We start from the raw sequence: 12,686 nt of genomic DNA, 5'->3' as shown, positions 1-12,686 counted from the left end.
CCGCTCGTTCACGCGGCCTTTCCGATAGCACATTCCACTCGGATACTCGATGCCGTCCTGATGGGCCTCCTGGTCTACCGGCTCCCCACCCCCTTCCTCCCGGGGAGCGTCCCGCTGGCCCAGACGGCGCTGGCCGCCCTGGTCCTCGTCAGCCTCTTCCGGCGGCCCACCCGCCGTCTCGGACGGGCCGCCTGGTACCCGTGGCTGTGCCTCGCACTGCTCGCCTTCGTCCTCGCCGGCTCGTCCTTCGACGGCCTCGACGCCCTGCGCCGGGCGGCGAACATCGCGCTCGTCATGCTCGCCGCGGGCTTCCTCGCGAGCGGGCGGATCGACGTGGTCTCGGGGCTCAAAGGACTCGCCGCGGCCCTGTCGCTGAACGCTGTGCTGTTCGTCGCGGGACTCGCCCCGGACAGCTACCAGGGCGCACTGACCGGCTTCCTCCAGGACAAGAACGTGGCCGGTCTCGTCTACGGAGCGGCGGCGCTGCTGGTCTCGGCGCTCAGCTCGCGGCTGTGGCTGCGGGTCGGCGTGCTCGCGCTCGGGGCCGCCGCGGTCGTCGCCACCGACTCCCGCACGTCCATGGCGGCCTACGCCTGCGCGCTCGTGTGGCTCGTCGCGGCGCCGCACCTGCGCCTGCTCTTCCGCGCGCTCCTCGGCGGCGGCCTCGTCCTGCTGTTCCTCTGGGCCGAGCGGAACCTGGCGACGGCGGGCGACTACGGGGTGGAGCGGGCCGGCTCCGACGCCCTGCGCGCCCGCATCCTCGACGCCTCGGTCGACAAGGCGGCGCTCTCGCCGTGGACCGGCTCCGGACTCGGCGAGGCGACCGCGCGGGTCGACGGGATCGACTGGTTCTTCCACAACTCCTACCTGGCGCTGATGGCCGAGGGCGGCGTCGTGCTGCTCGTCGGCGTCGTCGGCACCGTGCTCGTGGCCGGCTTCGCGACGACGGCCGCCGGGGCCGGGAGCCGCCCGGGGCACGCGGTCGGCGCGGCGAGCATCCTGGTGCTGCTGTGCGCGACGCAGCTGGGCGAGGTGTTCTTCGCCCCGATCTCGTTCGTCGTGATCGGCGCGGGTCTCGCTCTGCTCGCGGAGCGGTCCGCTCGCGCCCGCGCTCTGCCGCCGGAGTAGCGCCTCCCGCGTCCGCCCGATCCGGCGCGGATCCACGGGTCCGGGGCGCGGAGGTCCCGGTCGGCGGGCCCTTCCCGGCGCGACGGAGGTCGCCTGGTGGGGCCCCGGCCGACCGCCGCTCAGACGCGGCCGCGCTCGCGGACCGCGTCGCGGAGGACCGCGCGGACGCCCGCCCACATGTGCCGCGCGTTCAGCTCGGCCAGCACCCGCTCCCGGCCCGCGCGGGCGACCTCGGCCCGCTTCCCGTCGTCGCTCAGCACCGCCTCCAGCACCGCCGCGATCCCCGCTGGATCGTGCAGGGGCAGCGAGAAGGACGTCTCGCCGTCGCGGACGTAGCCGGTCATCGCGGCGCTCGCGGTGACCGCCGTGCAGGTCCCGCAGCCGGAGGCCTCCAGGAGGACGCTCTGGCCCGTCGGGTAGGCGAGGTCGTGGCTGGTGACGACGACGAGCTCGGCGTCGCGCAGGTTGTCGCGGTGCCGACCGACCGGGACGGGATCGTGCAGGACGACGTTGGCCGGCAGCGCCCGGGACGGCCGCCGTGCAGGAGTGGTCACGATGTCGAACCGCCGGTGCGGCAGGCGCTCGGCGGCGGCGACCAGCGAGTCGAAGTCGCGCCCGCGGTCGACCCCGACGGCGAGCACCTCGAACCGCTTCGGACGCGGAGGAACGGGCCGGTAGTAGTCGGAGTCGACCCCGAAGAGGACCGGTGCGATCCGCCGCTCATCGACGCCGTGGCGGGCGAAGACCTCGCGCTGGTTCTCGCTGAGCACGACGAGCCGGTCCACGCCCTGGAGCAGCCGGACCACCTGTCGGCGCCGCTGCGGCGAGCCGGTGAGCAGCTCCTCCGCCCACCAGCAGGAGAGGACCACGAGCGGCGTGCGGCCGTACGGCCCGAGCCGCGCGCGCCGGAGCAGCGCGGGGAGGCCCGCCTCCGGCTCGAGCACGCAGAGCACCGCGTCGGCCGAGCGGACCGCCCGGAGCGCGCGCAGCTGCGTGTCCACGTTCAGCCCCGTGCGGTGCTCCACGACGTCGCGGAGCTTCACGTGCGCGGGCCGAGACGCGTGACCGGGGACGAGGAGCCGCGTCGAGTCGTCCCGGAGGAGGTCGGCCCGGTACGGCAGCCTCCCGCGGGCGAAGGGCTCACCCGGAGCCAGGCGCAGTGTCGGGTGCTTGAGGAACAGTCCGAGCACTCTGAGGACTTCCGGTTCGCGGGTCATCGTCGTCCTTTCCCGAGGGAGGAGGAGAGGCTCCCCGCGGCATTCCTCGGAAAGTGGATCGGTCTCCTGGCGGGAGGATCAGGAATCATCGGAGAGGGCCATCCGCGCCAGAAGTCCGTCGATAGCCGACTTCCCGGAGGACGGGGAGTAGGAATCGTTCCAGCGGGCACGATCCCTCTCCCGCGACTCCGATAGTCCTCTCTTCTTCCGGGCTCTGATCAGCTCGGCCAGAGCCCGCGGATCCCCGGCTCGGAACGTGGCGTCGATCGACGGGCCGACGACCTCGGGGAGCGCACCGGCATCGCTCACCACCACGGGGACGCCGGCCGACATCGCCTCCGTCACGACCAGGCCGAACGACTCCGGCTGCACCGACGGCACCACCAGGAGGTCGATCCGCGAGAAGAGGTCGCCGGGCTCGATCCACCCCGGCCGGTCCACCAGAGCGGCGACCGGAGCGAGGGCCGCCTCCACCTCGCGACGCTCCCGCTCCGCCACGAACCGGGGCTCGCCCGCCAGCACCAGGCGATACGCGCCCGGTTCCCCGGCCTCCAGCAGCGCCAGCGCCTCGGTGAGGACCCGCACCCCCTTCGCGAGCGAGGGACGCCCGAGGAAGCCGAGGACGGTCGTCCCGTCCTCCCGCGGCCGCGCCTCCGGCAGGTCGACGCGGCGGCTCCAGTTCGGCAGCACGGTCGACCCGGGGACGACCCCCGCGAGGTAGCGGGAGGGGACGAGGGTCGCCAGCGCGCCGCGGCGGGCCACGGGCGCGAGCAGCCGCTGCAGGCCGGACGGGCGCTGGTGCAGGTGCACGATCCGCCGCGGACGCCCTGCCGTCGCCACGGCCGGCACCAGCCCGTTGCACCACAGCACGCCCTCGCGGGAGGACGCGTCCCAGCGCCGCAGCGCGCGCATCCAGGCGGGTCTGCCCGCGGCCTCGAGCTCGACGACCCGGTGGCCGGCGGCGAGGGCGGCGGCGACGAGCGCACGCGGCTCCGAGGGGCCGACGACCACGACAGGCACCTCGAGCGCCTCGAGCGCCTCCGCGATGCTCAGCAGCATCACCTCGCCGCCGCCGATGTCGCCGTTGTTGGTCGCGAGCGCCACCGGAGGCCGCCCGGCGCCGCCCGCTCCCCCGTGGATCATCCGCCGCCCCGCCCGCCTCCGTGCGGTGCCCCCGCGGCCCGCGCGCCCATCCTCACCGAGACGAGCGCCCGGCTCCACCGGGCCCGGCCGGGCTCCGCGGGCCGCGGGAGCGCTGGAATACTGACCGGATGGAGCTCGTGGGCGTTCTCTGGGCCGACGAGGCCGTGCCGCTCGTGTCGGCGTTCGTCCACCGGCGGGCCGACGCGGCGGGCCTGCGCGCACTCGTGCTCAAGGGACCGACCGCCGCCGCCGACCGGCTCCGGCCGCCCCGCGCCTCCGGCGACGTCGACCTTCTGGTCGCCCCCGACGACCTGCCCGGGATCCTGGCCCTCCTGGCCGCCGACGGCTGGACCGAGCGGCCCTGGCCGGACGGACCGACGCTCGCGGCCAAGCACTCGCGCTCCTACCGGCACGCCGCGTGGCCGGTCGACATCGACGTGCACTGGCGGTGGCCGGGATTCCTCGTGCCGCCGCGCGACGCCTTCGAGGCGCTGTGGAGCCGGCACCGGATCGTGGAGCTGGCCGGCCGTCCGGTCGCGACCGCGAGCGTCGCCGACTCGGCGCTCGTGCTGGCGCTGCACGCGCTCCGCGACGCCTGGCAGATCACGGACCCGCGCCTCACGCGGCCCTCCGACTACGACCTGCTCGTCGAGGCGGTGGCCGCCCGCGCGCAGCTGCACGCTCCGCTCCGGGCGGCGGCGGAGGAGCTCGGCGCCGTCCAGACCGCGCAGCCCTTCCTCGATGCGCTCGGCATCCGCGCGCGCGCCGGGGAGGTGCCCGCGGCCGAGCTGCGGGCGTGGCGGATCAACGCGAGCTCGCCCCACGCCTCCGCGGGGTGGGTGCAGGCCGTGCGCGCGGCCGGCTGGCGGCAGCGGCCGCTGCTCCTCGCCCGCGCCGTCTTCCCCGCTCCCCACGCCCTGCGCGCCGCCGACCCCGCCATCGGCCCGCGCCGGATCGACGTGGCGGCCGGCTGGTGGCGGCGGCTGCGCCGCGGCGCCCGCACAGCTCCGCTCGCGTGGGACCACCTCCGACGGACGGACAGGACCTGACATGACCCGCCGACTGATCCGCGCCCCCTTCGGGCTCGGCGTGCGCTTCACCTTCGACGACACCGTCCCCGACCGCTTCGTGGCGGAGGTGGAGGAGTCGTGGAACGACGTGGACGACGACGCCGATCGCCCGGGCTCCGAGTACCGGGTGTCGCTGACCGAGCCGGTCGGGGAGCCCGGAGTGATCGCGCAGCCGACCGAGGACGCCCTCGCCGAGCACATCGGCGCCGCGCTCACCCTCGCGGCGGCCGACGCCTGCGAGGGCCGGCTGCTCAGCGTTCACGCCTCGGCGGTCGCCCTGACCGACGGCCGCGTCGTCGCGTTCGTCGGCCGGCCCGGTGCCGGGAAGTCGACCCTCGTGAGCCTCGCCGCTCGGCGGTACGGGTACGTGACCGACGAGACGCTCGCCGTCCGCCGCGACGGGCGGGTGCTGCCGTTCCGGAAGCCCGTCGCCCTCCTCGACGGCGGCGACTGGAAGCGGCACCGCTCCCCCGCCGCGATGGGCCTGCAGCCGCTGCCGGACGCTCCGCTGCGCCTGGCCGCCCTGCTCCTGATCGCCCGCGACCCGTCCGGCCCGGCGGAGCCCCGGCTCGAGCCGATCGCCTTCGACGAGGCGCTCTCGGTGCTGCTGCCCGAGCTGAGCCACTTCGCACGGCTGCCCGCGGCGCTGCACCAGCTCGCCGGGCTGCTCGATTCCGTCGGCGGGGCGCAGGTGCTCCGCTACCGCGAGGCGGAGACGGTGCTGCCCCTCCTCGAGCGGATCGGGGAGCCGTCGTCGGTCGTCGCCGACGCGCCGGAGGCCGATCCGGCGGCGCCCGGCCCGGGCCTGCTCGCGCGCGCCGCCGGCGTCGAGTGGGTCGAGCGCGACGGAGTGGTCAGCTGCCTCCTCGACGAGCGGGTCGAGACGCTGACCGGGATCGGCCCGGTGCTGTGGCGCGTTCTCGGGACGCCCGCGACGGTCGACGCGCTGACCGGGGCCGTCGTCGCCGAGCACGGCGCCCCGCCCGCGGGCGACCCCCGGGCGCACGTCGAGGCCGTGCTCGACGCGATGGTCGAGCACGGCCTCGTGGTCCACGGCGCCTGACGGCGCCGAGCGCGCGGCTAGCCCGTGCGGACGTTCGGCCCGACGGAGCCGCGGGCGATGAACAGGTCGAGCAGGTTCACGAGCCCCACCGCGCGGATGTAGAGCGCCGCGACGTCGTAGCGGCCGACGGGGAGCGCCTCGAGGGCGGCGGGCCCGGTCGGGTTGGTCGAGCGGTTCTGCGCGTTGACGTCGATCTGGATGACGTCCCGCAGGGCGGCGAAGACCGGGGTGATCGCGGTGGTGACAACGGCTCCGACAAGAGCCGGCAGGGCCGCGAGCAGCGGGTTCAGCACGTTCAGGACCAGGGTCAAGACGTTGGCGGGCACGCCAGGGCCGTTCAGCGGGATCCCGAGGATCCTGATGTTCTCGCGCAGCCTCTGCGTGAGAACAGTGACCAGAGTCGTCGTGAAAGCGGTCAGGGCAGCTGCCGGAACGCCGAGACCGCTGTCCACGAGGAGAGTCGAGTTCGGTGGCAGGTTGTTGAGGAAGGCGGAGTAGGAGCCGAACTGCGTGCTCCCGGGCTGCCCGGGAGCAGGACCGAGAAGCGAGGCGAGATCGATCGTCAGCGTCGCCGGAGTCGTCCCGAGGCTCGCCTGGATCGGCTGACCTCCGCCGGGCAGGTTTCCCGCCAGGATGGCGGCGACGTCGACCGTGACAACAGCGACCGTGGCAACACGAATGTCTTCGATCAGAGCAAGGGCGTTCCTCACCGCGGTGACGAGAGCTGTCAGCGCCGTCGACGTGAGCACCAGGTTCAGCCTGGTGATCTGGTAGTCGCGCTGCAGGTTGTCCGACCCGGGCACGCAGGCCGACTGAAGAGCAGCGCGTCCGGTGACGGCGCCGATCTGCAGGGTGAGCCCGGCAACGTTGGTCAGGAGGTCAGACAGATCCGGCCTGCCGACGGCGGCGAGGATCGCCTGCAGGTTGACGGTGCCGAAGTCGGGGTAGCTCCCCGAGGTCGGGGTCAGCGCCAGCTGGCCGGCATTGGTGATCGCACCGGAGGCTCCGCGGACGGTGCCGGTGGTGCTCGCCTCCGCGTACTGGTTGAGGGTGCCGACGCCGGCGGGAGCCGCCAGCGTGAGGAGGGAGGAGAGCGTGCCGGTCAGCCCGGTCGCGTTCACGGCGATGCCGTTCAGTACCGTGGCGTTGACGCCGCCCGTCACGACGACCGGGTCGGGCGGATTCGGTCCCGACGCCGGCGCAGTCGCCGTCACGCCCGAGACACCGGCGACATTGTCGAGGTTCACGCCGCCGAGGAAGCCGCTGAGGAGGCGTCCGCGGGCGACCGCCTGGAAGACCGTCCCCACCGGGAAGCAGCTGATCGAGACGGCGGAGGCGGACTGCGCCAGCATCACCGCGGGCACCGACCAGACCGCTCCGGCCACGACCGTCCGCCGTGCGAAGACGCCCGCGGAATTCGCGCTCTTCTTCTCGCTCTTATCGCTGATATCGCTGGATGCGAGCGGATTAGACTCCGACATTGGCGGCCCTCCGGTGCTGTCGCTCGACGTACACCCCTTGGCGCGTCGGCGGCAAACATAGCGAGAGAGGCGTCGCGATAAGAGGCGCTGGCGGATTTCTACTCGCACTGGCGGTGATCAGCGGAGAGGACGCGGAGAAGATGGCAGAGGACCCCCGGCTCCTTCTCTGGCGGCGCCGCCCGGACACGGCCTCCGTCGATCTGAACGGGCGCGTCCTGGTGCTCCCGCTGGACGTCTCCCCGATGGGCAGCCCCTACGCGCTGCGCGAGAGCGTGGCCGCGACCTGGCGGGCGCTCGACGACGAGCCGCAGGACTTCTCCGGCCTGGCCGACCAGCTCGCCCGCCTCCACTCCACCGATCCCGGCGCCATCGCCGACGACCTGGCGCGCGTGCTGAGCGGGCTGGAGGAGCTGCTCCTGGTCGAGAGCAGCCCGCGCGGCGAGGAGTCCCGATGAGCGTCGCGAGCGTCGTCGTCCCCAGCTACGCGGGGGCGGCCCGCCTGCCCCGCCTCCTCGCCGCCCTCGCGGCTCAGACCCACCGCGATCTCGACGTGGTCGTGGTCCTCGACGGCGTCGTCGACGCCAGCGAGCGCGCCCTCGACGCCTCCCCCGTGCCCGTGCGCCGCGTCGTGCTCCCCGAGAACCGGGGGCGCTCCGCCGCGCTCACCGCCGGCTTCGACGCCGCGCGGGGCGACGTGCTGATCCGCTGCGACGACGACCTCGAGCCCGGCCCGGGCTGGGCCGCCGCGCACGTCGGGGCCCATCGGGACGCGGTCGTCGGCGTCGTCGGCCTCTGCCCCGACGTCGACCCGGGCACCGCCTACTCCCGCGCCTACGGCCGGCCGGCCGGCGAGCGCTTCCGCCGCGGCGCCTACGCGGCGGGCCCCGACGCCTCCTGGCGCTACTGGGGCGGCAACGTCTCGGTGACGCGGGCGACGTACGACCGGGTCGGCGGCTACAGCACCGACTACCGCGAGTACGGCTGGGAGGACGTCGACTGGGGCTACCGGCTGCACCGCCTGGGAGTGCCGGTGCGGATCGAGCCCGGCGCGGAGGCCCTGCACCACGGCGCCTCCGTCTCGGCGGCGGTCCGCAGCCGGCGCGCGTTCCTCTCGGGGGCGGCCCGCCGCACCTTCGAGCGGCTGCACCCCGAGCAGGTGCGGGAGGCGGTGCCCGCAGCCGGCGCGTGGGACGCAGCCGTGCGCCTCCTGGCCCGCGGCGGGAGCGAGCGGCGGACGGCACTGGTCGCGGGATTCGCGGACGCCGCGCTCGGAGTGGTGCCCCGCCCGGTCGGCGAGAAGCTGGTCGCGCTCGCCGTCGAGTCCGCAGCGATCGCGGGCTACGACCGCGGCAGAGAGCGTCCCGCGCACGGGTGACGGCGGCGCGGATCGACGGATCCGCGGGCCCGGCAGCGGCGCCGACGCCGTGCGGGAGCCGATCTAGGCTCCCCCGCATGCGAGTCCTTCTGGTGGGCGGAGCGGGCTACATCGGGAGCCACACCGCCGTCGCGCTCCTCGAGAGCGGCCATGAGGTGCTGGTCGTGGACGACCTCTCGCACGCGAGCGAGCGGACCCTCGACGCGGTGGAGGAGCTGACCGGCTCGGTGGTCCCCCGCCTGATCGCCGACGCGCGCGACACGGCCGCACTGACCCGCTTCCTCGCCGCCCACGGCCCGGTCGACGCCCTGGTCCTGCTCGCCGGGCTCAAGTCGGTCGGCGACTCGGTGCGGCGGCCCCTCGAGTACTGGACGGTCAACGTCGGGCTCGCCACCGCGGCGTTCTCGGTCGCAGCGGAGGCGGGGATCCGCACCGTCGTGTTCTCGAGCTCGGCGGCCGTCTACAGCCCGGGCGGCGCGATGCCGGTCGGGGAGGACTCCCCCGCCGGGCTCAGCGCGGCGAGCCCCTACGGCGCGACCAAGCGCGTGATCGAGGAGATCCTCGGCGACGCCGCGCGCGCCGATCCCCTCCTGCGCGGGGTCAGCCTCCGCTACTTCAATCCCATCGGCGCGCACCCGTCGGGGCGGATCGGCGAGGATCCGGCCACGGCGCCGGGGAGCCTCCTGCCCGTGCTGACGCGGGCCGCGGGCGACCCCTCCCGGTGCGTCGACGTCCTCGGCGACGACTACCCGACCCCCGACGGCACGGGGCTGCGCGACTACATCCACGTCTGCGATCTCGCGGCCGGGCACGTCGCGGCGCTCGAGCGCGCGCGGCCCGGGCACCGGGTCTACAACCTCGGCACGGGCTCGCCGACGAGCGTCCTCGAGCTGATCGACGAGGTCGAGCGGGCGAGCGGGGAGACGGTCCGGTGGCGGGCCGTGGGGCGCCGGCCGGGCGACCTCGCCGCGAGCTGGGCCGACCCGGCACGCGCCGAGCGGGAGCTGGGCTGGCGGGCGGTGCGCACCGTCCGCGAGGGCGTCCGCGACCAGTGGCGGTGGCAGACCCTGCAGCGCATCGGCGTCTCCTGATCCTTCCGGCACGGCGTCACTGAAAGAGTGACTTCTTCTTCTCCGCGACTCTCCTCCATCGTTGTGATCTCCGAGGGAATAGCGCCTCCGCGACGCACTCCAGACGATCCTCGCCATTCCGCTCGCGGCTTATCCGGATTATCGGACTCTCCTTTCCCCGTCGTTCTGCGACGACTCGTACTCGCCTTTCGATTCCTTCTCCACGAGCCGGTTAGCTTCTACTGCACTGCTGATCGGTCACCGACGACGGATAAGCATTCGGAGCCGCTCCCGTCTCCGGATGGCCGCCCGATCCTCACCGCACGCCTGGGGGAAGGGGCCCATCATCACTGCCGTCATCGACGCGACCACCCGTTCCCGATCCGTCCCCCCGGTCGGTCCCGGCCTGATCGTGCACGAGTGGGTCGAGCGCCGCGGAGGCGCCGAGCGCGTGCTCGAGGCGATGACCGAGGCCTTCGCCGACGCCGACGTCCGCGTCCTCTGGAGCGACTGCGCCGAGGTCGTCGGCAGGCCCGTCTCGGAGTCCTGGCTGGCGCGCACGCCGCTGCGCCGCCACAAGGTCCTCGCCCTGCCGGCGATGCTGCCCACGTGGCGGCTCCCGGTCGGCGCCTCCCGCGAGTGGGTGCTGGTCAGCTCGCACCTCTTCGCCCACCACGTCCGCACCAGCGGGCCGACCCGCAAGCTCGTCTACGCGCACACGCCGGCCCGCTACATCTGGGAGCCCGACCGCGACGGCCGCGGCAGCAGCCTCGCCGCCCGCACCGCGAGCCTGCTCCTCAAGCCGATCGACCGCCTCCGCGCCGCCGAGGCCTCCTCCATCGCGGTGAACAGCCTCTTCACCGGGCAGCGGGTGCGCGACGCGTGGCACCAGCCGTCGAGGGTCATCTACCCGCCGGTGAACACCGAGCTGCTCTCGACGATCACCGACTGGCGCTCCCCGCTCGACGACGACGAGCTGCGCCTCCTCGACTCGCTCGCGCGGCCGTTCATCCTGGGCGCCTCGCGGTTCGTCCCCTACAAGCGCCTCGAGAAGGTCATGGACGCCGGAGCCCGCACCGGGCTGCCGGTCGTCATCGCCGGGCACGGCCCCTGGGAGGCGCGGCTCCGCGCCTACGCCGAGGAGATCCGGGCCGACGTGACCTTCGTCATCTCGCCCTCCGACCAGCTGATCCGCGCGCTCTACGCGCAGGCGCTCGTGTACGTCTTCCCCGCCGTCGAGGACTTCGGGATCATGCCCGTCGAGGCGATGGCCTGCGGGACGCCGGTCATCGGGACCGACATCGGCGGAGTGCGCGAGAGCGTGTCCCTCGCCGGCGGGGGCGTCATCGCCGACCTCGAGGGCGATCCGGACTGGAGCGACCTGCTGCGCCGTGCGCTCGCGCTCGACGTCGACGCCTTCCGGGCTCGCACCCGGGTCTTCTCGCGCCGGCGCTTCATCGCCGAGATCCAGGACTGGGTCGCCGAGCAGACCGCCTGACGACGGCGCTCCCCGCCACGGGAGGCCGTCCGTGCGCGCGTCACCGTGCGTGCGGACGACGCTCCCGCGGAGGGATCAGAACAGGCCGCGCGGGGGCTCGATCGAGGCGAGGACGCCGGGGGCGGCGATCACGCTGAGGCGGCCGACCTCCTCCGGGGTCAGCTCGGGCAGGCGCTGCGCGAGGTCGAGGAAGCGCTCGATCTCGGACTCCTCGAGCACGTCGGCGGCGAGCGTGCGGAACTTCGACACGTACTGCTCTCGGCTGAACGGGTGCGCTCCCAGCGGGTGCGCGTCCGCCACCGCGATCTCGTCGACGATCGTCGTGCCGTCCGTCATCAGGATCTCGACGCGGGCGCCGAACGCCTTCTCGCCCGGATCGGTGGAGTGGTAGCGGCGCGTCCACTCCTCGTCCTCCTGCGTCGTGACCCGGTGCCAGAGCGCGATGGTGTCGGCGCGGGCGGCCCGCTCGGGGGCGTAGCTGTGCACGTGGTGCCAGGCGCCGTCCTGCAGCGCCACCGTGAAGATGTACGGCACGGAGTGGTCCAGCGTCTCGCGGGACGCGGCCGGGTCGTACTTCTGCGGGTCGTTCGCGCCCGAGCCGATCACGAAGTGCGTGTGGTGCGAGGTGTGCAGGACGATCCGCTCGACGCGCTCGGGGTCGGCGGCCTCGGGGTGCGTCCGGTGCAGGCGGCGGGCGAGGTCGATCAGCGCCTGCGCCTGGTACTCGGCCGAGTGCTCCTTCGTGTACGTGTCGAGGATCGCGCGCTTGGCCTCGCCGCGGTCGGGAAGCGGGACGTCGTAGCTCGCGTCGGCGCCGTCGAGCATCCAGGCGATGACGCCGTCCTCGCCCTCGTAGATCGGCGACGGGCTGGTCTCACCGCGCATCGCCCGGTCGACCGCCTCGATCGCCATCTTGCCCGCGAAGGCCGGCGCGTACGCCTTCCAGCTCGAGATCTCGCCCTTGCGCGACTGCCGCGTGGCGGTCGTCGTGTGCAGGGCCTGCGCGACGGCCTGCTCGATCGTCGCGACGTCGAGGCCGAGCAGCGTGCCGATCCCGGCGGCGGCCGAGGGGCCGAGGTGCGCGACGTGGTCGATCTTGTGCCGGTGCAGGCTGATCGCGCGCACCAGGTCGACCTGGACCTCGTAGCCGGTGACGATGCCGCGGACGAGCTGCGCCCCGCCGATGCCCGCGTGCTGGGCGACGGCGATCAGCGGAGGGATGTTGTCGCCCGGGTGCGAGTACTCGGCCGCCAGGAACGTGTCGTGGTAGTCGAGCTCGCGCACGGCGACTCCGTTGGCCCAGGCCGCCCACTCGGGCGAGACCCGGCGGGCCGGGTCGACGCCGAGGACGACCGAGCCCTGGCCGCCGATGGAGGCGGGGTGCGCGAGAGCCTGCGCGCGGGCGGCGACGACCGGGCGGCGCAGGAGCGACGCGGTGGCGACGGCGGCGTTGTCGATGACCCGGTTGACCACCATCTCGGCGACCTCGTCGTGGATCTCGACCGGATCGGCGGCGACCTCGGCGAGCGCGTGGGCGAGCTGCCCGTGTCGCGGGAGCTCCTCGTCGCTGCGGTGGACGCGGACGTGGTGTTCGTGCACGGGCGGCTCCTTCGTCTCTCCCCCAGGCTATCGCCCGCCTCC

The 12,686-nt window shown here is 74.3% G+C and carries 11 protein-coding genes; 7 read left to right on the top strand and 4 right to left on the bottom strand.

Features of this window, described 5'->3' with window-relative positions; all coding sequences use genetic code 11:
- Positions 1-60 precede the first annotated feature (60 nt).
- The gene (locus tag C5B93_RS14800) at positions 61-1,128 is read left to right on the top strand and encodes an O-antigen ligase family protein (RefSeq protein WP_104292778.1); all 1,068 of its coding nucleotides are present in this window, start codon (positions 61-63) and stop codon (positions 1,126-1,128) included.
- A 119-nt stretch (positions 1,129-1,247) separates the two neighbouring features.
- Here the strand turns inward: C5B93_RS14800 and C5B93_RS14795 are convergent, their stop codons facing one another.
- The gene (locus tag C5B93_RS14795) at positions 1,248-2,345 is read right to left on the bottom strand and encodes a glycosyltransferase family 4 protein (RefSeq protein ID WP_146078507.1); all 1,098 of its coding nucleotides are present in this window, start codon (positions 2,343-2,345) and stop codon (positions 1,248-1,250) included.
- A 78-nt stretch (positions 2,346-2,423) separates the two neighbouring features.
- Positions 2,424-3,488, bottom strand: a complete 1,065-nt coding sequence (locus C5B93_RS14790; protein WP_104258161.1) for a glycosyltransferase family 4 protein — start codon at positions 3,486-3,488, stop codon at positions 2,424-2,426.
- 128 nt (positions 3,489-3,616) lie between these two features.
- Here C5B93_RS14790 and C5B93_RS14785 point away from each other — a divergent pair, with 128 nt between their 5' ends.
- Together C5B93_RS14785 and C5B93_RS14780 are read left to right on the top strand one after the other, a co-directional pair.
- Positions 3,617-4,537, top strand: a complete 921-nt coding sequence (locus C5B93_RS14785) for a nucleotidyltransferase family protein (protein WP_104233575.1) — start codon at positions 3,617-3,619, stop codon at positions 4,535-4,537.
- Between the two features lies 1 nt (position 4,538).
- A complete protein-coding gene (locus tag C5B93_RS14780; RefSeq protein WP_104258162.1) occupies positions 4,539-5,621 on the top strand; it encodes a hypothetical protein in 1,083 nt (360 codons plus the stop codon).
- A 17-nt stretch (positions 5,622-5,638) separates the two neighbouring features.
- Here the strand turns inward: C5B93_RS14780 and C5B93_RS14775 are convergent, their stop codons facing one another.
- The gene (locus C5B93_RS14775) at positions 5,639-7,102 is read right to left on the bottom strand and encodes a choice-of-anchor G family protein (RefSeq protein WP_146078506.1); all 1,464 of its coding nucleotides are present in this window, start codon (positions 7,100-7,102) and stop codon (positions 5,639-5,641) included.
- 140 nt (positions 7,103-7,242) lie between these two features.
- Here C5B93_RS14775 and C5B93_RS14770 point away from each other — a divergent pair, with 140 nt between their 5' ends.
- The 4 genes from C5B93_RS14770 (at position 7,243) to C5B93_RS14755 (ending at position 11,045) form a co-directional block, all read left to right on the top strand.
- Complete coding sequence (locus tag C5B93_RS14770) at positions 7,243-7,557, top strand: hypothetical protein (RefSeq protein WP_146078505.1); 315 nt, start codon at positions 7,243-7,245, stop codon at positions 7,555-7,557.
- Positions 7,554-8,477 carry a glycosyltransferase family 2 protein gene (locus tag C5B93_RS14765; protein WP_104292776.1) on the top strand — a complete coding sequence of 308 codons (924 nt, stop codon included), beginning with the start codon at positions 7,554-7,556 and terminating at the stop codon, positions 8,475-8,477. Before C5B93_RS14770 ends, C5B93_RS14765 begins: the two co-directional genes overlap by 4 nt.
- A 77-nt stretch (positions 8,478-8,554) precedes the next feature.
- The gene (galE, locus tag C5B93_RS14760; protein ID WP_104292775.1) at positions 8,555-9,568 is read left to right on the top strand and encodes a UDP-glucose 4-epimerase GalE; all 1,014 of its coding nucleotides are present in this window, start codon (positions 8,555-8,557) and stop codon (positions 9,566-9,568) included.
- A gap of 280 nt (positions 9,569-9,848) precedes the next feature.
- Complete coding sequence (locus C5B93_RS14755; protein ID WP_104292774.1) at positions 9,849-11,045, top strand: glycosyltransferase; 1,197 nt, start codon at positions 9,849-9,851, stop codon at positions 11,043-11,045.
- Between the two features lie 75 nt (positions 11,046-11,120).
- On the opposite strand, the gene C5B93_RS14750 is transcribed toward C5B93_RS14755, so the two are convergent.
- Positions 11,121-12,644, bottom strand: a complete 1,524-nt coding sequence (locus tag C5B93_RS14750) for an MmgE/PrpD family protein (protein WP_104292773.1) — start codon at positions 12,642-12,644, stop codon at positions 11,121-11,123.
- Positions 12,645-12,686: the final 42 nt, after the last annotated feature.

Origin of the sequence: Rathayibacter sp. AY1A2, from assembly GCF_002930935.1 — a bacterium.
GTDB lineage: Bacteria > Actinomycetota > Actinomycetes > Actinomycetales > Microbacteriaceae > Rathayibacter.
This window is presented reverse-complemented; position numbering and strand designations above follow the sequence as displayed.